The 23827-nt window shown below is 60.6% G+C and carries 25 protein-coding genes; 14 read left to right on the forward strand and 11 right to left on the reverse strand.

Annotation, left to right across the window (positions count from 1 at the left end; genetic code table 11):
- Positions 1-2: 2 nt before the first annotated feature.
- The gene (locus AC1DM5_RS03730) at positions 3-953 is read right to left on the reverse strand and encodes a glycosyltransferase family 2 protein (protein ID WP_477821106.1); all 951 of its coding nucleotides are present in this window, start codon (positions 951-953) and stop codon (positions 3-5) included.
- Positions 950-2578 (reverse strand): sugar transporter, encoded by a 1629-nt coding sequence (locus AC1DM5_RS03735; RefSeq protein ID WP_477821105.1) that lies wholly within the window; start codon positions 2576-2578, stop codon positions 950-952. Before AC1DM5_RS03735 ends, AC1DM5_RS03730 begins: the two co-directional genes overlap by 4 nt.
- On the opposite strand from AC1DM5_RS03735, the gene AC1DM5_RS03740 reads away from it, so the two are divergent.
- Positions 2568-2690 carry a hypothetical protein gene (locus AC1DM5_RS03740; RefSeq protein WP_310386069.1) on the forward strand — a complete coding sequence of 41 codons (123 nt, stop codon included), beginning with the start codon at positions 2568-2570 and terminating at the stop codon, positions 2688-2690. The genes AC1DM5_RS03735 and AC1DM5_RS03740 overlap by 11 nt on opposite strands.
- A gap of 99 nt (positions 2691-2789) precedes the next feature.
- Here AC1DM5_RS03740 and AC1DM5_RS03745 read toward each other — a convergent pair whose 3' ends face one another.
- A complete protein-coding gene (locus tag AC1DM5_RS03745; protein WP_477821104.1) occupies positions 2790-3503 on the reverse strand; it encodes a sugar transferase in 714 nt (237 codons plus the stop codon).
- Between the two features lie 472 nt (positions 3504-3975).
- Between AC1DM5_RS03745 and AC1DM5_RS03750 the strand changes: the two genes are divergently transcribed.
- From AC1DM5_RS03750 to AC1DM5_RS03770, 5 genes are all read left to right on the forward strand, one after another.
- On the forward strand, positions 3976-4713 hold the full coding sequence (locus AC1DM5_RS03750; protein WP_477821103.1) for a Crp/Fnr family transcriptional regulator: 738 nt from the start codon (positions 3976-3978) through the stop codon (positions 4711-4713).
- A 120-nt stretch (positions 4714-4833) separates the two neighbouring features.
- Positions 4834-6225, forward strand: a complete 1392-nt coding sequence (locus tag AC1DM5_RS03755; protein WP_477821102.1) for a glycosyltransferase family 4 protein — start codon at positions 4834-4836, stop codon at positions 6223-6225.
- Positions 6222-7466 (forward strand): glycosyltransferase family 4 protein, encoded by a 1245-nt coding sequence (locus tag AC1DM5_RS03760; protein WP_477821101.1) that lies wholly within the window; start codon positions 6222-6224, stop codon positions 7464-7466. The genes AC1DM5_RS03755 and AC1DM5_RS03760 overlap by 4 nt, the downstream gene beginning before the upstream one ends.
- A 77-nt stretch (positions 7467-7543) precedes the next feature.
- Positions 7544-9025, forward strand: a complete 1482-nt coding sequence (locus AC1DM5_RS03765) for a lipopolysaccharide biosynthesis protein (protein ID WP_477821100.1) — start codon at positions 7544-7546, stop codon at positions 9023-9025.
- 50 nt (positions 9026-9075) lie between these two features.
- A complete protein-coding gene (locus AC1DM5_RS03770) occupies positions 9076-9906 on the forward strand; it encodes a glycoside hydrolase family 16 protein (protein WP_477821099.1) in 831 nt (276 codons plus the stop codon).
- Here the strand turns inward: AC1DM5_RS03770 and AC1DM5_RS03775 are convergent.
- Positions 9903-10784 carry a LysR family transcriptional regulator gene (locus AC1DM5_RS03775; protein ID WP_477821098.1) on the reverse strand — a complete coding sequence of 294 codons (882 nt, stop codon included), beginning with the start codon at positions 10782-10784 and terminating at the stop codon, positions 9903-9905. The genes AC1DM5_RS03770 and AC1DM5_RS03775 overlap by 4 nt on opposite strands.
- Positions 10785-10877: 93 nt before the next feature.
- On the opposite strand from AC1DM5_RS03775, the gene AC1DM5_RS03780 reads away from it, so the two are divergent.
- Genes AC1DM5_RS03780 through AC1DM5_RS03790 form a run of 3 tightly spaced genes read left to right on the forward strand, consistent with a single transcriptional unit; the run spans position 10878 to position 13301 of the window.
- Entirely contained in the window at positions 10878-11663 is a 786-nt protein-coding gene (locus AC1DM5_RS03780; protein ID WP_477821097.1) for an SDR family oxidoreductase, read from the forward strand.
- Between the two features lie 10 nt (positions 11664-11673).
- Positions 11674-12378: a ribonuclease activity regulator RraA gene (locus AC1DM5_RS03785; protein ID WP_477821096.1), complete on the forward strand. Its 705-nt coding sequence runs from the start codon at positions 11674-11676 to the stop codon at positions 12376-12378.
- Positions 12375-13301, forward strand: a complete 927-nt coding sequence (locus AC1DM5_RS03790) for a dihydrodipicolinate synthase family protein (RefSeq protein ID WP_477821095.1) — start codon at positions 12375-12377, stop codon at positions 13299-13301. The genes AC1DM5_RS03785 and AC1DM5_RS03790 overlap by 4 nt, the downstream gene beginning before the upstream one ends.
- A gap of 110 nt (positions 13302-13411) precedes the next feature.
- On the opposite strand, the gene AC1DM5_RS03795 is transcribed toward AC1DM5_RS03790, so the two are convergent.
- The 3 genes from AC1DM5_RS03795 to AC1DM5_RS03805 all read right to left on the reverse strand — a co-directional run bounded on the left by AC1DM5_RS03795 (position 13412) and on the right by AC1DM5_RS03805 (position 16639).
- Positions 13412-14383, reverse strand: coding sequence for a D-2-hydroxyacid dehydrogenase family protein (locus AC1DM5_RS03795; RefSeq protein WP_477821094.1), 972 nt, complete (start codon positions 14381-14383; stop codon positions 13412-13414).
- Between the two features lie 107 nt (positions 14384-14490).
- Positions 14491-15687, reverse strand: coding sequence for a LysR family transcriptional regulator (locus AC1DM5_RS03800; protein WP_477974614.1), 1197 nt, complete (start codon positions 15685-15687; stop codon positions 14491-14493).
- 31 nt (positions 15688-15718) lie between these two features.
- On the reverse strand, positions 15719-16639 hold the full coding sequence (locus AC1DM5_RS03805) for a methylenetetrahydrofolate reductase (RefSeq protein ID WP_477974616.1): 921 nt from the start codon (positions 16637-16639) through the stop codon (positions 15719-15721).
- A 429-nt stretch (positions 16640-17068) separates the two neighbouring features.
- On the opposite strand from AC1DM5_RS03805, the gene AC1DM5_RS03810 reads away from it, so the two are divergent.
- From AC1DM5_RS03810 to AC1DM5_RS03830, 5 genes are all read left to right on the forward strand, one after another.
- Positions 17069-18028, forward strand: coding sequence for a VOC family protein (locus tag AC1DM5_RS03810; protein ID WP_477821091.1), 960 nt, complete (start codon positions 17069-17071; stop codon positions 18026-18028).
- A 3-nt stretch (positions 18029-18031) separates the two neighbouring features.
- Positions 18032-18760: a PIG-L deacetylase family protein gene (locus AC1DM5_RS03815; protein WP_477821090.1), complete on the forward strand. Its 729-nt coding sequence runs from the start codon at positions 18032-18034 to the stop codon at positions 18758-18760.
- Entirely contained in the window at positions 18760-19431 is a 672-nt protein-coding gene (gene ligK / locus AC1DM5_RS03820; protein ID WP_477821089.1) for a 4-carboxy-4-hydroxy-2-oxoadipate aldolase/oxaloacetate decarboxylase, read from the forward strand. Before AC1DM5_RS03815 ends, ligK begins: the two co-directional genes overlap by 1 nt.
- A complete protein-coding gene (locus AC1DM5_RS03825; RefSeq protein ID WP_477821088.1) occupies positions 19424-20482 on the forward strand; it encodes a 4-oxalomesaconate tautomerase in 1059 nt (352 codons plus the stop codon). Before ligK ends, AC1DM5_RS03825 begins: the two co-directional genes overlap by 8 nt.
- A 66-nt stretch (positions 20483-20548) precedes the next feature.
- The gene (locus AC1DM5_RS03830; protein WP_477821087.1) at positions 20549-21415 is read left to right on the forward strand and encodes an NAD(P)-dependent oxidoreductase; all 867 of its coding nucleotides are present in this window, start codon (positions 20549-20551) and stop codon (positions 21413-21415) included.
- A gap of 153 nt (positions 21416-21568) precedes the next feature.
- On the opposite strand, the gene AC1DM5_RS03835 is transcribed toward AC1DM5_RS03830, so the two are convergent.
- The 4 genes from AC1DM5_RS03835 to AC1DM5_RS03850 are packed head-to-tail and all read right to left on the reverse strand — an operon-like array spanning position 21569 to position 23786.
- Positions 21569-21895: a YciI family protein gene (locus AC1DM5_RS03835; RefSeq protein WP_477974618.1), complete on the reverse strand. Its 327-nt coding sequence runs from the start codon at positions 21893-21895 to the stop codon at positions 21569-21571.
- Complete coding sequence (locus tag AC1DM5_RS03840) at positions 21895-22737, reverse strand: class III extradiol dioxygenase family protein (RefSeq protein ID WP_477821085.1); 843 nt, start codon at positions 22735-22737, stop codon at positions 21895-21897. Before AC1DM5_RS03840 ends, AC1DM5_RS03835 begins: the two co-directional genes overlap by 1 nt.
- Positions 22730-23083 (reverse strand): extradiol ring-cleavage dioxygenase, encoded by a 354-nt coding sequence (locus AC1DM5_RS03845; RefSeq protein WP_477974620.1) that lies wholly within the window; start codon positions 23081-23083, stop codon positions 22730-22732. Before AC1DM5_RS03845 ends, AC1DM5_RS03840 begins: the two co-directional genes overlap by 8 nt.
- Entirely contained in the window at positions 23076-23786 is a 711-nt protein-coding gene (locus AC1DM5_RS03850) for an alpha/beta fold hydrolase (protein ID WP_477821083.1), read from the reverse strand. The genes AC1DM5_RS03845 and AC1DM5_RS03850 overlap by 8 nt, the downstream gene beginning before the upstream one ends.
- Positions 23787-23827: the final 41 nt, after the last annotated feature.

A 23827-nucleotide genomic window follows, 5' to 3' on the forward strand; every position in this document is an offset into this window, starting at 1 on the left:
TGTTACCTCCGTTTTGCCGCGATGGATGGCGAAGGCATCTCGCGATTTGAGGACTGGCTGAGTTCGAGGATGCGCATGGGAGATGCACGTCCCATCAGCAGATCGGACAAAGCCAGGAAATTGCCGTTCAGCCGACCACGACGGTCGACCGCGCGATCATTGAGCAGGGTGCCTCGGGCGTTCGCCAGGATATTGCGGCCGATCTGCGCTAGCGCGCGGGTCAAGGACATGGTGCCCTTGCGCATCAGATGCACGGGATTTGCGACTTGCGAATAGCCGAGCCTCTTACCGGGCTGGCGTCCGGACTTGACGCCGAGATGGACGCCGCAGGCGCCCGAAATACGTACCGATCGTCCGTAACGGGCGATGGACCGGCTGAAATCGACATCTTCGAGCCAGCCGTAGAGCGGCAACTCCTCGTCGAAGGCGAGCCCGTGGCTGACAATTGGCGCTAGCCGAACCGCCATGTTGCATCCATAGGCGTTATAGATTTCGGTCACCTGCTCGCCTCTTTCGCCTGCGGTCTTGATGACATGCATGGCTTCCGACTGGGTCAGCCCCTTGCCGAGAATGCCGTCGGCGAGGACGTCTCCGGTCGCGATGACCACATCCGGATTGTCGGCGAAAACGGCTGCCATGCGCGGAATAAAGCCGGGCGCGGGAATGAAGTCGTCGTCGAGGAAGATCAGCACGTCCATATCCGCGTTTGCGGCCTCAATAATCCGGTTGCGCTGGCAGGTCAGGCCGCGGGGGCCGACCACCAATTCCACGCCCTTTCGGTCGGCGAGCCCGGCAGCGTCGTCCAGGTTGGAGATGCAGATGATGATGCGCTCCGGGTGAGGCTTAAGGCTGTCGATATAGGTTACCGTCTCCAGAAGCGTCGCTGGCCGGCCCGCCGAGGCAATGCCGACGGCGATCTTCAGCTTCGGTGCTTGTGGGATCGGAGCCATCATGTCTGAACACTCGCTGGCGTGTTGTTGATGATCGCGCCGAGGATTTCCGCGCCGACATTGCGCATGCTGTCGACGACGCGAACGGTCTCGTCAATCGAAGTGCGGCCGTAAGAGGTTACGACGAGAACGCCGTCCAATTCCGGAGCGATCGCATTGGCGTCCGGTGACGAGGTGAAGGCGGAGATATCGACGAATATGGCGTCGAATTCCTTCTTCAGGTCGCTGAAGTTGAGCTGGGTGCGGCGCGAGCTCAGACGGACGGCGGGCGTCACGGCGCGGACCTTGCCAAGAGGCAGGAACTTCAGCGTCGGTGTCAGTGACAGGGTGGCGGTGCGGATTGCCTCGATATTGTCGAGCACGTCGATCAGGCCGGCTGAACTATTCGGCGCAATGGACTTGCTCAGGGAAGATTTTGTCGCCGCGGCATCGATCAGCAAGGTACGCGAACCTGATATTGCCGAGAGCACGGCAAGCTCGCAGGCGATGGTGGATGCTCCTCCGCCCGGGTTAACGGCCACGATGCCGATCACCACGCGCCGTCTGCGGCGAAAGCCGGTGACAGTCGCACCAAGTTCGGCCATTCCGGGGATCATTGGATAGGCGACGGTGCCGCTATCATTGGCAGTAGGCAACGCCGCCGCGCGGCCAGCCCTTTTTGCGCGTCCAAGAGGTGTGACGAAAGACAGGCCGGCCGCCTGCGAGAGCTGGTTGGTGCGCATGATGCGCCGGTCGCTGACATGGCGGATCATGGCCAGGCCAAGGCCGGAACCGGCGCCTACGATCAGCGCGAAGGCGAGGATCAGCGAATTGTTCGGCTGCGCCTTGGAGAGCGGTGAGGTGGCCCGCGAAACTATGGTGGCGTCGGAGACAGGATAGGAAATGCGCTGCTTTGCCTCGGTGTACTGCGTAAGGGTGTTTTCGAAGAGGGTGCGGCGCGCGTCGGTCGCGCTCTGCAACTCGGCAAGCTTGAATTGGTCGCGTGGATTCGCCTTGAAGGTCGCAAGCGCACTTGCGGCATCGGCAAGCCCGCGCTGCTGCTCATTGACGAACTGTTCCAGCCATTCGCTGTACTGCTGGGCCGCAGCGGCCTTCATCTGGACATTCTTGCGGATGTATTGCTGGGCAACTGCATCGGCGATCTCGACCGCCCCCTGCGGGTTGGATGCGGATGCGGATATTTCGAGGATTGTCGACTGGCCGATGCGGCGCATCGCGACAATATTGCGCAGCCGTGCGATCGCCCGGTCGGTCCGCTGCGCTTCTTGGCTCGCCGCTGCGGGCTGGGCATTGCCCGAGGTTGCATCCCCCTGTGCCGTCTCCGGCGGGGCGGTGCTGGCAGGGTTGCCCGTCAGCCAGTCCTTGACCTTGTCCTGCAGGGAAAGGGACTGATTGGAGAAGGCCGGATCGTTGGCGAGGTTCAGCGCGCTAGCGGCGCCACCAAGCACGTCGCTGGACTTCGCTATTTCAAGCTGTGCATCGATGAAGGCGTCTTCGGCGAACGCGCGTTGAGCGTCCGAGCCGTTCACCTGCGGGAAGACCATAAGCTGGGTACTGGCCACGTAGGTCGGCTTGGCGATGAGGAGATAGGCAGCGGCAAGTGCCAGGAAGACCAGGATGGTAGACACGATCCAAGGCCAACGCATCCTGACAAAAAAGGACATGTCCCGCAGCGTCAGCGACGAACTACCGCTGGCAGTGGCCGGCAAAGATATCGGGGAGACGCTGCTGAAGACGTGATTTGAGTTCATAGTGTCCTGATCCAAAGGGCGAGAGTGTCTTCTTTGTTGATATCCAGCAGGTGCGCATGGCCCCGGTCGGGCCATGCGCGTTCTTGGATTAGTAGCAGCCGCGCTGCGAGAACAGGGCCGGAACGGTCTTTGCGATGATGATGAAATCGCGCGCGAGCGACCAGTCACGGACATATTGGACATCAAGCGCGACGCGATATTCGTAGCTGACATCGTTGCGGCCGCTGGTCTGCCACTGTCCGGTCAGGCCTGGTCTTGCGGCCATATAGCTTGTGACATGCTCGCCGTAGCGGGCGAGTTCTTCAGCCGTCACCGGCCGCGGGCCTACAACGCTCATTTCGCCGCGCAAGATATTGATGAGCTGCGGAAGCTCATCGATGCTGGACTTCCTCAGGATCTCACCGACAGTGGTGATGCGCGGATCGTTCTTCAGCTTCCGCGTCGTTTCCCACTCGGCCCGCGCTGAGGGATTGGCGCGCAGCAACTCGGCGAGCTGTGCGGCGGCATCGGTCTTCATGGTGCGGAACTTGAGACAGCCGAAGGCGGCGCCCCCATATCCAATACGCGTATGCGAATAGAAGACCGGCCCGGGATCGCTCAACTTTACGATGAGTGCTGCGATCAGCATCAGAGGTGACAGCAGAACCAAAGCGGTGGTTGCCACCACGATATCAACCGCGCGCTTGGATGCCCTTCCGACCACATGAGGCCGTGATACTATGCGACGATCGTTATTCGGCCCGGACTGGTCAACGTTCGGCCAGGATTCACGAACTTCAATACTCTGTGTTTCCCAAGTCATCGACCGACTCCAAAAGTTTCCGGTTAGAACCTTATGAAGTTTGGTGCAGCGCAATGTGCTTGTCTGTGACCGCGGTCATAATGATTAGCAAATTCTTTATGCTAATACTGTAATGCTACGGAGTTCTCTACGAATTCGGCGGCAGGGGATTTCTACATCCTAATTTTATTCGAAAATTTAACTTACATAGCGTCTGAGGCGCACGGCTTGAATAGATGAAGCCGGGCGTTGTAGCTATTTTTTGAACAATTTTGATATGGACCGCCCCAAAAATAGGCAGTTTGGCTTAATACCTCTCCTGAATTCGACGGATACTAGAAAAAATATAATCTATATAACTGGTGGTATTGTCACTATTATTTGAGATGCTCTTGTCATCTTCGATTGTTATTTGACTCTCAAGTTAGGACAATATAAATGATGCAGTGCAGCATCAGCTACGACCAATCTGTTTTGTTGGGGAGTTATGCGCATGGACGGAGCTACACAAACGAGAGACTATAGGGTCGCTGTGGGCAATGCGGCTATTAGCGTTGTTCCGGATACATCTTTGAACAATCGCATCTCAAGTGACGACGACTTCCCGTTCTGCCGCGCGACTATACGAAATTTTCGTCGCGGCGAACTTATTGCAGGCGCTGGAGTCTTTGTAGATATGTTTGCTCGCGTGCAGCGCGGGCTAGTCAGCGCCAGTACGATGCTGCCAGACGGCAGGGAGTTCATTGTCGAGATCATTCCGAGGGGCGGTTTGATCGGTGAGCTCGAAGTATTACGTAAGCAAATACTGAATCTGGAGTATAGAGCCAGTTCGGATTGCGAGCTATACTTTTTCGAAGGCCGGCTGCTGCGGGAGAGGTACGCAACCGATCCGCAGTTCCAGGAGAAGGTTTTTTCGAGAACGCTTGCGCGTGTTTCCGAGTTGGAACGCCGCATCATTTCGAACGCCGGATCCAGCCTTCAGTCGCGGCTGGCGGCAATGCTTCTGCGGCTATCCTCGGTCTACGGAAAGGATACGCCGGCGAACCGGGACGTGCTGATAATTTCCCAGAACGATCTGGCGGCGACGCTTCCGGCTTCTCGTGAAAAAGTCAACCAGTGCTTGCGGCGCCTGCGTGAATGCAAGGTGATCGACGGAGCCCAGGGCAGGATCCGTATCCTCAACCGCAAGGCGCTGGAAGCCTATGCCGACGGTGCGGCGTTGGTAAAATAATGCACTTCGTCACGATCCGGCTGCCGTCCGCAGCCGGTCCGTGACCACTTCACCCTCATGGACGGCTTAGGGGCCTGGCCGTCAAAAAGCATCCATTGTGTCTGTCGTCGGAGAGCTTCTATGAACGACATCGGCCAACTGCGTCCTGATGAGAATGGGCCTGCCGTTTCGACGTTGCGGTGGCCGGCTTCCGGACGCTATGCAAAAATATGGAGGGACGGCATCGCGGCGCGCCCGGTGCTCGACCGTGTGGTCGTCATTGACGACTATTCGACGGCGAGGGGTGGGGCGACCGCCCTAGCGGTCCTGTCGGCGAAGCTCTTCTGCGGACTCGGCATTGCCGTGACCTATATCTGCGGCGACGATGGAGCGAACGAGGAGCTTGCGGCCCTCGGCGTTTCAATCGTCAAGCTGAATAGCCGTGACCTCCTGAGTTCCAATCGAGCCAAGGCCTTCGCGACCGGCATTCATAATCCGGCAGCCGGCAACATGATTTCCGCCTGGGTGCGGGCCAACGATACACCCAAGACAGCCTACCATGTTCATGGCTGGCATCAGATCCTGTCGCCTGCGGTCTTCGACGCGCTTACGCCCGTTGCCGATCGATGCGTCGTTCACGCACATGATTTCTTTACCGGTTGTCCCAATGGGGCCTTTTTCGACTATCAGGCGCAGGAGATCTGCCAGCGGCGTCCGCTCGGGGCAGGCTGCATTACCACCTCCTGCGACAAGCGCAGCTATGCGCAAAAGCTATGGCGTACGGCCCGCGGCGCCAATCTCTTGCGCGCGCTGAGAAGCCGCCCCGCCTTCAGCAGGATCATCCTGCTCCACGAAAAGATGGCCGAGTTCCTGGTAGGCTCCGGCTACCGGCCGGAACGGCTCGTCACCATCCGCAATCCGATCGCGCCACTGACCGCCGAGCGTGTCACGGCCGAGGACAATGATGAGTTCGTCTTCATCGGCCGGCTGGACGAAGAAAAGGGCATCGAAGACGCGCTTGCTGCGGCGCGCAGGGCTGGTGCAAGGCTTTGCGTGATCGGCGACGGGCCGCTGATGCCGAACGTCGTGGCGGCCGGCGATCATGTTAGGGCGATGGGCTGGCAGTCGCATGCGGAGATCGGCCGGATCATTCGCACCGCTAGCGCGCTTGTCATGCCGTCCCGCTATCCGGAGCCGTTCGGCCTTGTGGCGATCGAGGCGGCGCGCAGCGGCCTTCCCGTCATCATGACCAAGGGCGCTTTCCTCACCGAGGAAATGGAGAGGGCCGGAATGGCGATCTCCTGCAACACGATGGACGAGGAAGCCTTCGCCACAACGCTGACGGCTTTCCGCAACATGCCGAAGGAGGATGTTCGCCTCATGAGCGAACGTGCCTTCCGGCTATCGCCCAATCTGGCAACGACACACGAAGAATGGCGCGATGCCCTTCTCGCGCAATACCGCAGTCTGATTCCGACGAATGTAGTGCCCGAGCCGAGGGGCGGGGCGATCGTACAAGGAGCGTTCAGGTGACTGTCAAAGCAGCAAGCTCTCTCCCCGAAGCAATGGCATTCCGCGGTGACGCGCCCGTCGTGGCAAGAAGCCGGGTCGTCGAAGCCGGCAGCCGGGTCGATGCGAAGCAGCCTCGCGTTGCTATCGTCCACTACTGGCTGGTATCGATGCGCGGTGGCGAAAAGGTAGTGGAAGAACTCTGCCGTATGTTCCCTCAGGCAGACATCTTCACGCTGGTGCAYAATCCCGATCGTACCAGCGATTTCCTGAACAGCCGCAACATCCAAACGTCCTTCCTGCAGAAGATCCCGCGTTCTACGCGCCATTACACGAAGATGCTGCCGCTCATGCCCTTCGCGCTCGAGCACTTTGACCTGCAGGATTATGATCTTGTCATTTCAAGTGAATCCGGCCCCGCCAAGGGTGTCATCACCCGGGCGGATGCACTTCACATCTGCTACTGCCATTCGCCGATGCGCTACATCTGGGATCAGTTCCATGTGTACCGGCGCGGTGTTTCATGGATCGGCAAGGCAATGATGTCACTCACGGCTCCGATGCTGCGTGCCTGGGACGTGACGACCGCCTCGCGCGTCGATACCTTCGTTGCGAATTCCAGCTATGTCGCGGGCCGTATCCGCCGCTTCTATGACCGCGACGCCGTTGTTATCTATCCGCCGGTCGCGACCGACGATTTCACCATCGGGCAGGGCAAGGGCGAGTTCTATCTCTATGCGGGCCAGCTCACCGCCTATAAGCGGCCGGATATTGCCGTGAAGGCCTGCACGGAAATGGGCCGCAATCTGGTCGTGATCGGTGAGGGCGAGCAGGAAGCCTATCTGAGGTCAATCGCCGGACCGACGGTGCAGTTTCTCGGCCATCAGCCGTTCCCGGTTCTGCGCGATCATCTGTCGCGCTGCCGCGCGCTGCTGTTCCCCGGCATCGAAGACTTCGGCATTCTGCCGGTGGAGGCGATGGCGTCCGGCCGGCCGGTTCTGGCCTTTGATGCTGGCGGCGCACGCGAGACTGTCTGCGCACCGCATGTCGGCTTCCGCTTCGCCGAGCAGAGTACGGAAGCGCTGATGGAAACGATGGCAGCCTTCGAAGCGGTCGAGGACACGCTCGATCCGGTGGCGATCCATAACCACGCCCTGAAATTCTCCGCAGCGGTGTTCCGCGACCGCCTCGGCTCGCTCATCGATGAGCAACTCGCCAAGCATGGCCATCAGGCCGTAAGCCCTGTCAGGAGGAAAGTAAGCTGACACGCACAAAAACCCCGGAGCGGCGGCACCCGGCGCTCCCCAGAAGAGGTTCGTTGCTCATGGCCAAGGAATAGATCGTGTCAAGCGTATCGCATAGAACGGCGACAGCAAGCATCTGGACAATCAGCGGAAAATTCCTGGCACGACTGCTCGATTTTGTGAGCCTGCTCATTCTTGCAAGACTTTTGAGCACGGCCGATTTCGGGATCGTTGCCATTGCCACGTCGGTTCTTGTCATCGTCGAGGCGATCCTCGATCTGCCGCTCACCCAGGCGTTAGTGCGTGTTCCCTCACCATCCGAGCGGATGTTTGCAACAGCCTTTACATTGAGCCTCATCAGAGGAACGGCGATCAGCCTGTTGATGATCATCATCGCCTGGCCGATGGCTCTCATCTACAACGATCCGCGGCTTTTTCAGCTGGTCGCCGTGGTTTCGATCGCGCCTGCGATGCGTAGCGTCATCAGCCCGCGCATGGTGCTTTTCATGCAGCGCTTCGACTTCCGGCGGGAATTTGCCCTCGACCTCATCGCCAAGGGATCGACCCTGATCTTCGGCGTCGGTGTCGCGCTTGCTACCAACAGTTACTGGGGGCTGGCGATTGGCGCCGTTGCTGGTCCGACGGCGTCGACCATCGTCTCCTATATCTTCGCACCGATGCGGCCGAGGCTCAGCCTTTCGGAATGGAAGCACTTCCAGGACATGATCGGCTGGAACACGATTTCGCAGGTTCTCAACTCACTCAACTGGCAGATGGACCGGCTGCTGCTGCCGCGCTTTACGAGCCTTTCCACTTACGGCGCTTTCAGCGTCGCGGATAATCTTGCCGGTATTCCCTATCAGACATTCGTTGGTCCGCTGATGCGTCCGCTGATGGCCGCCTTTTCCAATGTCAGCGATCGGGGAAAGCAGATTACCGCCTATCTGAAGGCCACCAATGCAATCATGGTCGTGGCGGCTCCCATCCTGTTCGTCATTATTTTCCTGGCCGAACCGATCCTGCGCATCGTCGTCGGCGAGAAGTGGGCCTTTGCGGCGCCGATCTTGCAGTGGCTCTGCGCCGTCAGCCTGATCGGCCTGCCGACGACCATCATGCCGCCGCTCGTCATGGTTCTCGACAAGACCCGCTATGTGGCGCTCAGGATGTTTGCTGAATTCGCAGTGAGGGCACCGGTTACAGTGCTCGGCGTCGTGATGTTCGGGCTTGACGGTGCGCTGGCAGCGCGCGTCATCGCCGCTGTCGTTGCCTATGTCGTCTGCCTTGTCATCACGCAACGGCTGATCGGTGCCTCGATTGGCGCGCAGCTCTACGCGTTTGTCCGGCCGCTTGCGGCCTGCCTGCCGATGATCGGTTTCCTGCTCTGGGTTCAGCCTGTTCTCATTGCCATGCCGCTCGGTATCGAGCTCGTCGTTGGGGTCGGCCTATGCAGCGGTGCTGCGCTTGCGATCTTCTGGGTTTTCTCCCTGCTCCTGTGGCAGGCCGTAGGGCGGCCGGACGGGCTGGAGGCCATTATCGTCAGGAAGATCATGCCCTGGCGAAACGGAGTCGTCGTTTCATGATCGGCTCGCAAAACCCCGCAACAGGGTCAAAATCTCCGGGAGGGAGAAACATGCGTCACGCGAAATTTGCCGGAAGATTTGCGCTTCTGATCGTTATCGGCCTTTTCGGCCCGCCAGGTCCGCGGCCGAGCGAAGCGGAAGAGCCGCTCAATCTCGACGATTTCCAGCTGACCTTTGCCGAAGATTTCAACACTCTCGATGCTTCGGCCTGGGGCGAGAACGGATCGCGCTGGATCGCACATACACCGTGGAATGGCGATTTCGGCGATGCCCAGTTTACCGACCCGATGGACGGTTTCCCTTTTACGGTCAATGACGGCATCTTGCGGATCGAGGCTCGGAAGGATGCGGATGGTAAGTGGCGCTCCGGCCTGCTCGCCTCCACCAATCCGAAGGGCGAAGGCTTCTCCCAGACGTTCGGTTATTTTGAAGCGCGTATGAAGCTGCCGCCCGGCAAGGGCGTCTGGCCGGCTTTCTGGCTGATTGGCCTCGATCGGTCCAAATTCACCTCGGAAATCGACGTAATCGAATATTACGGTCGTGCGCCCGGGGAGTTCAGCATGGGCTATCATGTCTGGCGCCCGAGCAACCAGCACACGACGGACGGCCATCTGACCAATGTGCCCGAAGGGTCGCTCAGCAGCGACTATCACACTTTTGGCGTCGATATCGGCCCGCAGAAATCGACCTACTATCTGGATCGAAACCCTCTCTGGAGCTTCGATACGCCGCCGGAATTCCACATGCCCTTCTATCCGCTGGTCAATCTTGCGCTCGGCTCAGGCTGGCCGATCGATGAAACGCCGAACCCGTCCTATCTGCTGGTCGATTACATCCATGTCTATCAGCGCAAGAACCTGATTTCGGCCAAAAACAATTAGGGCCAGATGGCGGTCTGCGAGCGTTTGAGCGCGTCGAGTACGATGCCGGTCAACCGGCGCGATGGGGAGCTGCGCGGCCAGAGCATCCCGACCTCTCGCGGTGGAAAGGGCACAGGCAGTTCGAGGACAGCGAGGTTGAGGCCTTCTGGCCAGGGTCTTGCCCAGTCCGGCACCAGAGAGACGCCGAGCCCATTGGCGACCATGACCGAGATCGCTTCGAGGGAATCGAGTTCCAGACGTTCAGCCGGCTTCAAACCCTGTCTTTGAAGATACTCGTCGGCAAGGCGGCCGCCCCAGTTGTTCCGGTCGTAGCGGATGAAGGGGCGGTTCTTCAGGAGCGCGTGCGGGTTCTCGCCCCGGCAATCGGCAGGCGCTACGAGAACCAGACGTTCGGCCCGCAGCAGTTCCCATTCCAATGTTTTCGGTATCGAAAAAGGTGGCTTTACGATGATCGCCGCGTCGATATCCCGGTCTATCAGCCGCTGGTAGAGATCGGTCGACGGGCCTGGCAGCAGGAAGACCTCGACCAGCGGCATGCTGGCGAAGACTTCATGCAGGGCTGAGGGCAGCAGCCCGGTCAGCGCAGTCGTGATGGCGCCGAGACGAAGCTCGCCGGAAGGCAGATCGGCATTGGCAAGGCTGCGCAGATCGCGGACCTCTGCGAGGATCCTGCGGCTCTTTTCGATGATGGCGTGGCCGGTATCGGTCGGGCGGACACGGCGGCCAACCCGGGTCAGCAGCGGCACGCCGACATCGTCTTCCAGCGCCTGCATGCGCTGGGCGACCGCGGCCGGCGTGATGCCGAGGCGGCGGGAGGCTTCGGCCAGCGATCCGAGTTCGGCAACCAGCAGGAAGGTATCGAGAAAGCGCGTTTCCATAAGAAAAGTTTTTCTATCTTCTGAAACCAGAAAAAGCGAGATTTTTCTTCTTTTCGTGATCGCCATAATGCTGGCGAAACCGGAGTATCTGCCTTGGATATGCAATTGAATGGAAAGACCGCGCTTGTGTTCGGCGCGGGTGGTGGACTGGGCGGCGCGATTGCCCGCTCACTGGCCTCGGAAGGCGTTCGCGTCGTCGTTGCCGATATCGATGACGCCGCGGCCGGGAAGACGGCGGAAGGCATCGTTTCCGTTGGGGGGAAGGCACTGGCGATCGGCTGGGATATTGCCGATCTCTCTGTCATCGAGGCAAGACTGGCTGTGATCGCCGATACTTTTGGGGCCGTCGATATCCTCGTCAACAATACGGGCGGACCGCCACCGACACCGGCCTCCGGTCAATCGGCGGAAACCTGGTCGAAATATTTCGACATGATGGTGCGTTCGGTGATTGCCGTGACGGATGCCGTATTGCCCGGCATGAAGGCGAGCGGTTGGGGCCGTGTCATCACCTCCACGTCATCAGGCGTCGTGGCGCCGATCCCCAATCTGGGTATCTCCAACAGCCTGCGCCTGGCATTGGTCGGCTGGTCGAAGACGCTCGCCCGTGAGATCGGCCGCGATGGGATTACCGCCAATATCGTGCTGCCGGGTCGCATCGCGACCGGCCGCATTACTTTCCTCGACGAGCAGAAGGCGAAGCGCGAAAACCGGCCGGTGGAAGAGGTGACGGCGGAGAGCACAGCCGCCATTCCTGTCGGGCGTTACGGCCGGCCGGAGGAATATGGCGACACGGTTGCTTTTCTCGCCAGCCCGCGCGCATCCTATATTACCGGCTCCGTCATACGCATCGACGGCGGCCTCATCCAGAGCATATGAGGTACAATCCATGTCTCTAGATCCAGCCGTTATCGAAACTCTGAAGGGCGTCTCCACGGCGACTCTGACAACCGTGCTTCTGAAAAAGGGGCTCAGGAATGTCTGGATGCGCGGCACAAAGCCGGTAAGGCCGGGCCAAGAGCGGGTAGTCGGCCCAGCCTTCACGCTGCGTTTCGTACCGGCGCGGGAGGATCTGGCGACGCCCGAAAGCTGGGCTTCGCCGATCTCCACGCGGGCGGCGATCGAGGATATGCCCGAGGGATGCATCGCCGTGGTCGATGCGATGGGGGTGCAGGATGCCGGTATCTTCGGCGATATTCTCTGCGCCCGGATGATGAAGCGTAAGGTCGCGGCCTTGGTCAGCGATGGTGTGGTGCGCGATCTGGAAGGCGTGCTTGCGAGCGAGTTGCCCGTCTGGTGCGATGGCATGGCTGCGCCGCCCTCCGTCGCCGGGCTGACCTTCGTCGGCTGGCAACAGCCGATCGCCTGCGGTGGTGTTGCGGTTTTCCCCGGTGATATCGTCGTTGCCGACAAGGACGGCGCCGTGCTCATCCCAGCCGCCCTGCTCGATGTGGTGCTTGCCGAAGCACCAGAGCAGGAGCGCATGGAAGGCTGGATCATGACCGAAATCGACCGGGGCGTACCGCTGCCTGGTCTCTATCCCATGAACGCGGAAACCAAGGCACGCTATCAGGCGTGGAAGGATGCACAATGAGCTTCGGAATTGACGCTAAGGGTGTTTATGCGATCGCAACCACGCCATTCCTGCCTGATGGTACTCTCGATGCGCCGTCAATCGACCGGCTGACCGATTTCTATCAGGACAGCGGCGTTACAGGCATGACCATCCTCGGGATTATGGGCGAAGCGCCGAAGCTGGAGCCGGCGGAATCGCGGGCAATCATTCGCCAGGTGGTCGGCCGTTCAAGAGTGCCGGTCGTTGTCGGCGTCTCTGCACCCGGCTTTGCGGCGATGCGTTCGCTCGCCCGTGATGCGATGGACATGGGGGCTGCCGGCGTGATGATCGCGCCGACGCCGGCGCTTCGCACCGATGAGCAGATCGTCCAGTATTTTGCGCAGGCTGTTGAGGCTGTCGGCACGGACGTTCCGTGGGTGCTACAGGATTATCCGCTGACGCTGACGGTCGTCATGTCGGCCAGCGTGGTCGCCAAGATCATCTCCGATCATCCCTCCTGCGTCATGCTCAAGCACGAGGACTGGCCGGGGCTGGAGAAGATCTCAAAGCTGCGCGCCATGCAGAAGGCCGGCGAGCTTCGGCCCTTCTCGATCCTCTGCGGCAATGGCGGCATGTTTCTCGATTTCGAGCCGGAGCGTGGTGCTGACGGCGCCATGACCGGCTACGGTTTCCCGGACATGCTGGTGGAACTGGTCAATCTGTTTGCCGCGGGAAAACGCGATGAGGCGCATGATCTCTTTGATGCGCATCTGCCGCTGATCCGCTACGAGCAGCAGCTCGGCGTCGGCCTTGCCGTCCGCAAGCATGTTCTCATGCGCCGGGGCGTCATCACCTCGGATGCGCAGCGCAAGCCAGGAAGCGCGCTCAGCGCCACGGCGCGGGCTGAGGTTGACTATCTGCTGCGCCGCCTTGCGCGGCACGATCCTCGCGCACCCGTCTGACGAACAAAGGCTCCCCGCGGCAAAGCGGGGAGCCTTTGTTCAAAATGCACTGCCGTTCGCTCGATCGCGGCGCTCGCCTGCGAGGCGATGTGTAAGCAGTCATTCCCACTCTACTTCGGAGAATTCAGAACCCGGATCGGCTTTCCGTCGATCCAGGCGGCGATATCCTCCACGGCGTCGCGATAGAAGATGCGATAGGTTTCCTCCGTCACATAGCCGAGATGCGGGGTCGCCACGACATTAGTGAGTCGCCGGAACGCGTGGTTTACGGGCAGGGGCTCCTCGTCGAAGACATCAAGGCCGGCGCTGCCGAGATGGCCGCTTTCCAGTGCTGTGACCAGTGCCTCCTCGTCGACGAGTGGTCCCCGGGACGTGTTGAGAAGGACGGCGCCCGGTTTCATGCGGTCGAGTTCGCGCTTGCCGATGATGCCCTTTGTTTCAGCATTCAGGGTGAGATGCAGCGTGACGATATCGGCGGCGGACAGCAGTTCATCGAGGGAGGCGGCGTAGCCGATGCCGAGATCGGCACTTTTCTGCGGCGTGTTGGAGCGCGACCAGCCGACGACGTTCATGCCGAAGGCGCGGCCGTAAGTGGCGATCTGCTGGCCGAGCTTGCCGAGACCGACAACGCCGAGTGTCAGCCCCCTGAGGTCGCGCCCGACGGAGAGCTGCCACGGATTTTGCGCTGCGCGGAAATTGGCGACTTCCGAAGGGATATGGCGAACCAGCGCCATCAGCAGCGCCCAGGTGAGTTCAGCGGCCGAGCCGACAAAACCGCGCGTGCCTGCAACCGTGATGCCAAGGCGGGTGGCAGCGGCCATGTCGATCGAGGCATTGGCCATGCCGGTCGTGATCAGCAGTTTCAGCTTCGGCAGCCGGCCGAGGCGTTCGGCGTCGAAAGGGGTGCGTTCCCGCATGGCGATGATGATGTCGTAGTCCGCCAGCCGGCCGGCCAGCGCGTCGGTATCGGCGATATTGTCGTCGAAACGGTTGATCTCGACCTTCGCCTCGATGCCGCTCCAGTCGGCCATGGAGAGGGCGACGTGCTGGTAATCATCGAGAATGGCGCAGCGTAAAGGCATTCGAAGAACTCCATGAAATATCGGTGTTTGGCGCCCCGGTCAGAGAACCATTATCGCATATTCCGAGGATATGGTGGCCGCTCGCGCAATCGTGAGAGAGGCATAGGCTAGTCGAGTTCTGCCGAATGCTCCCTGAGCAAAGCCAGAAACTCCGCCTGAAGGGCTGTCGGCAGCCAGTGGCGGCGCAGCGTGACACCGACGGGGCGGCGCGAAGCCGGCAGCGGATAGTCCATCGCGGCGAGAAAGCCGGCTTCCAGCTCATAGCGGATCTGATGGCGGGAGAGCAGCGCGAGGTGATCGGATTTCAGGAGCACGCCTCTGATGGCATTGAGCGAGCCGGTCTCGACGCTCTGGCGGGCAGGCTTGTCCTTCGGAAAGGTTGCTGCCATGGCGTTGAAGGTTTCGCGCGAGGGCGTGTCTCGGCGGGCGACGACCCAGGGGTAGTCTGCGAGATCGTCAGGGGTGATCTGCCGACGCTGTGTCAGCGGATGGTTGGCCCGTCCGACGATGCTGAGTTCGAAATCGAAGAGCGGTTCCTGATGCAGCGTTTTCGAGACGAGGCTTCTGCGCAGCGCGCCGACGAGGATATCGATGCGGCCGCGCTCGAGATCGTCGATCAGCACCCCGTAGCTGCCCTCCACGATTTCGAAGCGTGCGAGCGGATAGCGGCTGGCGAGAAGGGCGACTACGTCGGGCACCAGGAAGGTTCGGGTCAGTGGCAGGGTGCCGATCGAGATATGGCCGGCATAGTGATTGCGGGCCTCCAGGAGCTCGTCGCGAAGGCTTTCGAATTCAGAAATCGCCAGGCTGAACCAGCGGGCGGCGGAAAGGCCTGCGGCCGTCAGGCGGACATTGCGACCGGAATTTTCGAAAAGGGAAATGCCCGTGACGGCTTCGGCCTCGCGAGCGGCGCGTTGTACGGCCGGTTCCGATTGCTCCAGCATGCGGGCAGCGGCGCTGAAGCTGTTATGTTCGGCAAATGTCGTAATGGCGCGCAGGTGCGGCCATGGGAGGCGCATCTCGATAGTGCCGATTGCCGCTTTTACAACCGGTCCACAGGCCTGATGGATAAGACCAAGAAGGCGATGGAACCGGTGTTGGGTGATCTCGCCTTCCGCCGTCAGCATCATGGCGTCGCGTTCGACCAGGGTCGCGTCCAGAAGCTCTTCCAGCCGCCGCAAGGCTTGGGATGCCGCAGGCTGGGTGATGCCGAGAATGGCTGCGGCTGATGTCAGCGAGCCGGTCTCGGCGCAGGCGACGAACAGCCTGATATGTCTGATATTTGGATGGTTGGGCGTCGGCATGGCTCTTCCTGAGGGCCCTCGAAGGGGCTTCTCAGGGTAGCGCGACCGGTGTTTCGACGGAACGGTGTTTGTTCATCCACTCTGCCGCCACCTGGATGCCGCCGAGCGGGAAGATATGCAGTTGGCTGATAAGGCTTTCAGGTTTTTCTGCTTTGTAGTCGGCAAAGGCAGCTACCAGATCGGTCGGCTCGTAGGGCAAGAGCAGCTTGCTCATGTCCATGGCGCGCTTCTGCAGCACCTTGATCGAGGGGCCAATGCCGCAAGAGATTGCGTATTTGATCAATGTCTGCAGCTTGGCAGGGCCGGCAATGCCGACATGGATGGGCATGGTGACGCCAGCTGACTGGATGCGTTCCGCCCAGTCGATGACAGGCTGAGGGTCGAAGGTGAATTGAGTGGTGAGGGCAAGCTGCGCATCAGTGCGTGAGGCGAAATCCTGCTTCCAGAGCAGTGCCCGGTCGGCCAGGGCAGTTGATCCGTCCGGATCGACGTCACGGCTGCCTTCCGGATGACCGGCAAAATGCAGATGCGTGAAGCCATGATGGTCGAAAAGCCCGGTCTCGATCAATTGTGTGGAACTGTGAAAATCGCCTACAGGCGTGGTCCTGCCGCCCCCGAGCAGGAGGGCCTGGCGGACATCGGCTTCGCCGCGATATCGTTCCAGCCAGTCCGCCAATGTGCTGATATCAGGAATACTGCGGGCCGGGAGATGCGGCATGACTGCAAACCCTTGTCCGCTTAGCCGCCTTGCCGTCGCCACCATATCCTCGATCGGGGTACCGTCGAGGTGAGCAATATAGACGCGGGTCCCGGTCGGCAGGAATGCGCGAAAGTCATCGATCTTAGCGGCCGTGCGTGGCATGACCTCGATCGACCAACCCTCGATCATGTCTGCGAATTCCGGCTCAGGAGTGCGTTCCCTGGATTTGCCGGTAAAATTCAACAACGCCATTTCATCGCTCCCTTCGACACTCCTCCACGCTTCAAAAATGTATACATAATGAAATCTATTTCAATCCAGATGAGTCAATTTCAAGTGAAATTGCGATAAATATGTAAATACCTCGATCTTGGAGTATGCATTTTGCTCGAAAAGAACAGGGGCGTGCCTATCGCCTAGGGCGGCGCATTCGCTCCAGCGGCCTGACGATCAATGGTAATATTGTCGATCAGACCATGCCCTTCGGCGGCCGTCCTTTCAGCCCGCTCCTGCCTCGATCTGTAACCTCAGCTTATGACCCGTCAGCAGAACGAAGTTGCCTGCTTCCTCCAACCTTCCTAGTATTTTCAATGGCAGGCGGACGTGGAGGCGTGCGCCTGCGAGGAGGATTATCATGAGATTTTTGAAAGCCGGTGAGGCCATCGCCTGGGAGCCTGCCGCATGACCGAGCCCTGTTTTGACGTCGCCCATCTCGGTCATGTGGAACTCTACAGCGACCGTTTCGATGAGAGCCTGGATTTCTTCACGCGGGTCTATGGGCTCACACCCAGCCTGATCGAAGATGGCGTCGCCTATCTGCGCGCCTTCGACGATTATGAATTCCATACGCTGAAGCTGGTGCGTCATCACACGACCGGCGTCGGCCATGTCGGCTACCGCACGTCGTCTCCGGAAGCCTTGGAGCGGCGTGTGAAGGTGATCGAGGAAATGGGCTGTGGCCTCGGCTGGGTGGACGGCGATGCGGGACATGGCCGCGCCTATCGCTTCACCGATCCGGACGGTCATATTTTCGAGCTCTATTACGACACGCGTGTCTATGAGGCGCCCGAAGGTGAGCGTCCGGCGCTGAAGAATATCGCCCAGCGCTATCACGGGCGCGGCGCCAGTCCGCGCCGGCTCGACCACCTGAACCTGCTCGCAAGCGATATCAGGGCAATCCGCGACTTCATGACGAAAGCGCTTGGCAGCCGGGTGACGGAGCAGATCCAGCTCGACAATGGCCGGCTTGGAGGCTGCTGGTTCACGGTCAACAACAAGACCTATGACATCGCCTATTCCGAGGATCATACCGGTGCGAAGGGCCGCTTCCATCACGTGACCTATGCCGTCGACCAGCGCGAGGACATTCTGCGCGCGGCCGATATCTTTCTGGAGAATGGCGTCCATATCGAAACCGGGCCGCACAAGCATGCGATCCAGGGCACCTTTTTCCTCTACGTCTGGGAGCCGGCGGGCAACCGTGTCGAGCTCGCCAATGCCGGTGCTCGGCTGATCCTCAGGCCCGATTGGCCGACCGTTACCTGGACGGAGACGGAGCGCAAGAAAGGCCAAGCCTGGGGCCTGAAGACGATCGAGACATTTCACACACATGGAACGCCCCCCGTGGCAAGGAAGGACTAGTTCATGGCAAAGACGGCCTTGGTCATCAGCGCCCATTCGGCGGATTTCGTCTGGCGCTGCGGCGGTGCGATCGCGCTGCATCAGGAAAAGGGCTACGAGGTGACGGTCGTGTGCCTCTCCTACGGCGAGCGTGGCGAGAGCGCCAAGCTCTGGAAGAATGCCGGGATGACCCTGGAAAAGGTGAAGGCAGGGCGGCGTATCGAAGCGGAAAATGCCGCCAAGGCGCTTGGCGTACACGACATCCAGTTCTTCGATCTCGGCGACTATCCGCTGGTCGTCGATCAGGAGGCAAAGTATCGGCTGGTTGATGTGATCCGCGCCGTGCAGCCGGAGTTCATGCTCAGCCACTCCAAATGGGATCCTTACAATACCGACCATATGTACGCGACGCAGGTGGCGCTCGAAGCGCGGATGATCGCGCAGGCCTGGGGACATAATCCCGGCGAAAAGGTCCTCGGTGCGCCGCAGCTCTATCTCTTCGAGCCGCATCAGACCGAGCAGATGGAATGGAAGCCCGACGTCTTCCTCGATATTTCACCGGTCTGGGAGAAGAAATGGGCGGCGATCCAGTGCATGGAGGGGCAGGAGCACCTCTGGCATTACTACAAGAATGTTGCCGAGAACCGCGGCAATCATTTCATGCGCAATTCCGGCGGGCAGTCGAGTGGGCGCAAGGCAACGCACGCCGAGGGCTTCCAGTCGGTGTTCCCGCGAACGGTGGATGAACTCTGATGGGCGTCGTCGTTCAGAACATCGAGAGGGCGGAACAATCCGTCATCGATCGTCTCGCTGCCTGCGGGGTGGCGACCGTGCATGAGGCGCAGGGCCGCAAGGGCCTGCTCGCAAGCTACATGCGACCGATCTATCCGGGTGCGAGGATTGCGGCGAGCGCGGTGACTATTTCCGCCCCTCCGGGTGACAACTGGATGCTCCATGTGGCAATCGAGCAGATCAGAGCGGGTGATATCCTGCTGCTTGCGCCAACCAGCCCCTGCGAGGACGGTTATTTCGGCGATCTTCTGGCGACGTCTGCCATGGCGCGTGGCTGTCGCGGGCTGGTGATCGATGCCGGCGTACGCGATGTTGCCGATCTCAAGACGATGAACTTTCCCGTTTGGTCGAAGGCCATCTCTGCACAGGGGACGGTCAAGGAGACGCTAGGTTCGGTCAATATTCCCGTCGTCTGTGCCGGTGCACTGGTTAATCCAGGTGACGTGATCGTTGCCGACGATGATGGCGTCTGTGTCGTGCGGTGGGAGGAGGCTGCTGACGTTGCCGGCAAGGCCGAGCAGCGGGTCGCGGCGGAAGAGGAGAAGCGCCGGCGGCTTGCCGCAGGTGATCTCGGGCTCGATATCTACAAGATGCGCGAACGGCTGGCGGAGAAGGGGCTGAAATATGTCTAGGGCCGCCGCGCAAGACGGCGTTCGCTGCATGTGGATGCGCGGTGGCACGTCCAAGGGCGGTTATTTCCTGGCTGAGGATCTGCCCGAGGATCGCGATGGATTTCTGCTGCGTGTCATGGGCTCGCCCGATCCGCGACAGATCGATGGCATGGGAGGCGCCGATCCACTGACGTCGAAGGTTGCCGTCGTAAAGCGGTCCGAGCGGTCCGGCGTCGATATCGACTATCTTTTCCTGCAGGTCTTTGTTGATGAGCCCATTGTCACCGATGCGCAGAACTGCGGAAACATCCTTGCCGGTGTCGGGCCCTTCGCCATCGAGCGCGGCCTGATCGAGGCCGGGGACGGGCAGACGGAAGTGCGTATCTTCATGGAAAATACCGGGCAGATCGCCACCGCGAAGATTGCCACGCCGGATCGGCGGGTGACTTATGCGGGGGAGGCCCGCATCGACGGTGTGCCTGGCGCGGCGGCGGCGGTGCCGATCACCTTTGCCGATACGGCGGGTTCGAGTTGTGGAGCACTGCTGCCGAGCGGCCATGCCGTCGATATCATCGAAGGTATCGCATGCACGCTGATCGATAATGGAATGCCCTGTGTCGTCATGCTGGCCAGCGATCTCGGTATCGAGGGGACGGAAACGCCTGACGCGCTCGAAGCCAATGAAGACCTCAAAGCGAAACTGGAGGCGATCCGGCTGAAGGCCGGGCCGATGATGAATCTCGGTGATGTCGCGAAGAAATCCGTGCCGAAGATGACGACGGTTTCGCCGGCAAGAGGTGGCGGGGCGATTTCGACGCGGACCTTCATTCCGCATCGCTGCCATGATGCGATCGGCGTGCTCGGCGCCGTCAGTGTGGCGACGGCTTGCTTGCTGCCGGAAGGGCCGGCGGCAAAACTGGCTGTCGTACCCGATGGCAACGAGAAACTGATCTCGGTCGAGCATCCGACCGGGGAGATGAGTGTGGTCGCGACCGTCAGGGACGGTGTCGTGACCGATGCGGCGGTGCTGCGGACCACCCGTAAGCTTTTCGACGGATATGTCTTTGCGTGAATGCTGCTGCACTTTGTTGCTGATCAACAAGGACGGGCCGTCATATCCGCAAAACAGGAGGCTGAGATGAGGATCGGGTTTCTAGGCTACGGCGAAGCGGCGCGAGCTTTTCACGAGGGCTTGCGCCGGCCGGGCCTGAGCTTCATCGCCTATGATATCCTGCTTGCCTCGGGCGGCGAGGCCGTGCGCGAAGCGATGCGGACCCGCGGCGCCGATATTTCCGAGACCATTGCGGGGCTCTCGGAAGCGGACTGGGTGTTCAGCGCCGTGACTGCCGACCAGAGCCTGCTTGCGGTCGAACCGTTGCTGCCGCATCTGCGTCAGGGGCAGGTGGTGATCGATATCAATTCCGTGTCTCCCGGCCGAAAGCGGGAGACCGCTCTCGCTGTAGAGGCGGCGGGCGGCGATTATCTCGACATGGCGGTCATGGCGCCGGTTCACCCGCGCAAGCACCAGACTCCCGTACTGCTCGCCGGTGCTCCGGCTGAGCGACTGTTGCCGGAGCTTCTGGGTTTCGGCTTTTCGGCAGAGATTGCGGGGCCGGCAGCCGGCGCCGCGACAGCGATCAAGATGGTACGTTCGCTATTTGTGAAAGGGCTGGAGGCGATCACCGTCGAGGCCTTGCTCGCAGCAAAGGCATCCGGCTGTTACGAGGAAATCCTCTCTTCGCTTTCAGGGTCTTTTCCTGGTCTCAACTGGCCACAATTTGCCGAATACCAGATGGAGCGCACGACGCGGCACGGGCGGCGGCGGGCGGCGGAGATGCGCGAAAGCGCTGCGACGCTCGATGCGCTTGGGCTTCGCGGCGGCTTGGCGATGGAGATTGCCGAGGTGCAGGAGCGCATGGGTGCTTGCGGCTTCGGCCAGATTGGCGGGCTGGAAGAAACTGTCGGACGTGTGCTGGAATTGCGGTTGAAGCCTCAGAAGGGATGAGCATCCGAGGTCGGGACCGTACGGCCCGGATGAGGGGGCCGTAGCTCACAAGCGACCGTCCCTCTCGGTTCGATCGTTCCCTCTCTTGCTTTGCCAGCCCCCTCATCTGCCCCTCTCCGGGGCACCCCTCCCGCTCGTGGCGGAACTAAAACTCTATGTCCTCGGTGTCATCGGATCACTGATGCGTCCGGCCTGGAACGTCGCAGGCAATGGCGTGAGTTCGATCTTTGCCACAATGCATGCCCTGTTGAAAGGGTCGCCTTCGGCAAAGGCTCTTGCCTCGGCCATACCAGCCGTTTCCAATATGCCGAAATTGCCGATCGAGGTCCCGCCGTCATCGAGCAGGGCAGAGCCGATCAGCACCGTAGCGAGGCCTTCACCGCCGGATTGCACCCAGGCGCGATGGGCCGGGCGGTGCAGGTCGCGGGCGCTATCCTGCCCGGAATGGTGCAAGCAGCGCATGAGGAAGAAGGCGGGCATCAGGCGGCGTTTTCCAGAACGACCATGCCGGCACCAGTCATGGAGGCCGGGGCATGATAGTGCTTATGGATGAGGTTTACCTGCTCGTTCATGGCGGCACGCATGACCAGCCACATGATGAGCTCGGCGCCTTCCGAACCGAACTGCTCGACATAATCCTCGCGGCTCATAGCGCGATAAGGTTCCGGATTGGCAGCAATGCCGTCCAGCCAGGCGCGATCGGCCGTCTGGTTGATGAAGCCGGCGCGGGCGCCTTGAAGCTGATGCGACAGACCGCCGGTGCCGAGGATGACGACACGTTCGTCGCCCGGCCAGCTTTCGATCGCCTCGCGCAATACCTTGCCCATTTCCCAGCAGCGCTGCGGGGTGGGGATTGGATACTGGATCGTGTTGACCCAGATCGGCAGAACCTTGACCGGCCAACGCTCCGGCCGGCCGAAGAAGAGTTCCATCGGCACCTGCAGGCCGTGATCGACCTCGATCTCGCGGCAGACCAGCGGATCGAAATGGCGCTGGACCAGTCTGTCGACGAAGTGCCAGGAAAAATCGACGGCACCTTCGAAGGCGGGAATGGACCGTGGTCCCCAGCCTTCATCGACCGGCTGATAGGTTTCCGCCACGCCGACGGCAAAGGTCGGCACGCGGTCGAGGAAGAAGCTATTGCCGTGATCGTTGAAGACGACGACGGCGATATCGGGCTTCGCCTCGCGCATCCATTGCTTGCCTGCCTCGTAGCCATCGAAGAAAGGCTTCCAGTCCGGCGTGTCGCGCAGGCCCTTGTCGAGTGCCGCACCGATCGAGGGAACGTGGCTCGTTCCGAGGCCGCCGATGATCTTAGCCATTTCTTTTCTTTCCCAGTCTTTCGTAGAGAAAATCCTCATGCGACATGCCGGCCTGTGCAGCGCCGATCTGAGTGATCGGCGTCGGGTCGACAGCGGCGATCTTCAGGATGAAGAACAGGTTGCCGCCGAGGCGCACCATCTCGTGCCAGTCACGTCTTTTGACGGCGGATTTTTTCTCATCGTCCAGGCCGAAGCGGGCGAGATAGGCATCCTCATCCGCCTTGAAGGCGTCGCGGTTAGCAGGCTGACCAAGCGCCATCGCCATCTTGTTGAGCTGGTAACCACGGATCGATCCGGCCCGATCGAAGAGCGGTGTATCGGGAATGGTCGCGGTATTTTCAGGCATAAATTCCTCCAAATCTGCGCGTCAGCCAGCTGGCGATTGCGGCCGTAACTTCGACTGGCCGCTCTAGGGGTGCGAAGTGGCCGGCATCTTCGATGATGACGAGTTCTGTATCGGATGCCGCGTCCGCGATCTCCTGATGCTGGACGATCGGGCTCCAACTATCGTCGCGCGCTGCAACAAGCAGAATGGGACAGCCGAGTTCGGCTATATAGGCGCTGGCGTTCGGTCGGTTGATCAGCGCGCGGATCTGCCGCTCATGCATATCGGGATCGGCTCGCAGCACCATGGCGCGCAGACTGGCGATGAGTTCCGCATCCGTCAGCCGAGCTGGGCTCAGCATGGGCGGCAGCCACTCGTCCGCCAGTTCTTCCATGCTGCGGTGGCCAAGGTCGATCATCTGCCGGCGTCTGATTTCCTCGCCGTCGCGTTTCGGGTGATGGCCGGTGTTGGCGAGCACCAGGCCGCTGACGCGCTCCGGTGCGATGCGTGCCATTTCCATGGCGACGCGCCCGCCCATGGAGTGGCCAACCACGATCAGATCGCCGTCGGTGGCCGCGAGAATGCTTTCCGCCATGGTTGATATCGAGGAGGTGCGAGAGACGTCGGCTGCATGCACAGCCATGTGCTGCGCGACAGCCTCGGCAAGTGGCGCCCATACAATGCTGTCGGACACGAGCCCTGGAATGAGCGCGAGCGTTGCCATCGATTTTCCTCCCACAAAGCAGACATCATAAATGTATACAT

It is taken from the genome of Rhizobium sp. 01T437 (genome assembly GCF_056398505.1).

Excerpts from the sequence above, each read along its gene's own strand:
- AC1DM5_RS03815 (WP_477821090.1), top strand. The coding sequence starts at position 18,032 with ATGGCAAAGACGGCCTTGGTCATCAGCGCCCATTCGGCGGATTTCGTC.
- AC1DM5_RS03730 (WP_477821106.1), bottom strand. The coding sequence starts at position 953 with ATGATGGCTCCGATCCCACAAGCACCGAAGCTGAAGATCGCCGTCGGC.
- AC1DM5_RS03750 (WP_477821103.1), top strand. The coding sequence starts at position 3,976 with ATGGACGGAGCTACACAAACGAGAGACTATAGGGTCGCTGTGGGCAAT.
- AC1DM5_RS03805 (WP_477974616.1), bottom strand. The coding sequence starts at position 16,639 with ATGGCGTTGTTGAATTTTACCGGCAAATCCAGGGAACGCACTCCTGAG.
- AC1DM5_RS03745 (WP_477821104.1), bottom strand. The coding sequence starts at position 3,503 with ATGACTTGGGAAACACAGAGTATTGAAGTTCGTGAATCCTGGCCGAAC.
- AC1DM5_RS03835 (WP_477974618.1), bottom strand. The coding sequence starts at position 21,895 with ATGCCCGCCTTCTTCCTCATGCGCTGCTTGCACCATTCCGGGCAGGAT.
- AC1DM5_RS03830 (WP_477821087.1), top strand. The coding sequence starts at position 20,549 with ATGAGGATCGGGTTTCTAGGCTACGGCGAAGCGGCGCGAGCTTTTCAC.
- AC1DM5_RS03790 (WP_477821095.1), top strand. The coding sequence starts at position 12,375 with ATGAGCTTCGGAATTGACGCTAAGGGTGTTTATGCGATCGCAACCACG.
- AC1DM5_RS03740 (WP_310386069.1), top strand. The coding sequence starts at position 2,568 with ATGGTAGACACGATCCAAGGCCAACGCATCCTGACAAAAAAGGACATG.
- AC1DM5_RS03800 (WP_477974614.1), bottom strand. The coding sequence starts at position 15,687 with ATGCCGACGCCCAACCATCCAAATATCAGACATATCAGGCTGTTCGTC.
- AC1DM5_RS03755 (WP_477821102.1), top strand. The coding sequence starts at position 4,834 with ATGAACGACATCGGCCAACTGCGTCCTGATGAGAATGGGCCTGCCGTT.
- AC1DM5_RS03795 (WP_477821094.1), bottom strand. The coding sequence starts at position 14,383 with ATGCCTTTACGCTGCGCCATTCTCGATGATTACCAGCACGTCGCCCTC.
- AC1DM5_RS03770 (WP_477821099.1), top strand. The coding sequence starts at position 9,076 with ATGCGTCACGCGAAATTTGCCGGAAGATTTGCGCTTCTGATCGTTATC.
- AC1DM5_RS03845 (WP_477974620.1), bottom strand. The coding sequence starts at position 23,083 with ATGCCTGAAAATACCGCGACCATTCCCGATACACCGCTCTTCGATCGG.
- AC1DM5_RS03810 (WP_477821091.1), top strand. The coding sequence starts at position 17,069 with ATGACCGAGCCCTGTTTTGACGTCGCCCATCTCGGTCATGTGGAACTC.
- ligK (WP_477821089.1), top strand. The coding sequence starts at position 18,760 with ATGGGCGTCGTCGTTCAGAACATCGAGAGGGCGGAACAATCCGTCATC.
- AC1DM5_RS03785 (WP_477821096.1), top strand. The coding sequence starts at position 11,674 with ATGTCTCTAGATCCAGCCGTTATCGAAACTCTGAAGGGCGTCTCCACG.
- AC1DM5_RS03850 (WP_477821083.1), bottom strand. The coding sequence starts at position 23,786 with ATGGCAACGCTCGCGCTCATTCCAGGGCTCGTGTCCGACAGCATTGTA.
- AC1DM5_RS03775 (WP_477821098.1), bottom strand. The coding sequence starts at position 10,784 with ATGGAAACGCGCTTTCTCGATACCTTCCTGCTGGTTGCCGAACTCGGA.
- AC1DM5_RS03825 (WP_477821088.1), top strand. The coding sequence starts at position 19,424 with ATGTCTAGGGCCGCCGCGCAAGACGGCGTTCGCTGCATGTGGATGCGC.
- AC1DM5_RS03840 (WP_477821085.1), bottom strand. The coding sequence starts at position 22,737 with ATGGCTAAGATCATCGGCGGCCTCGGAACGAGCCACGTTCCCTCGATC.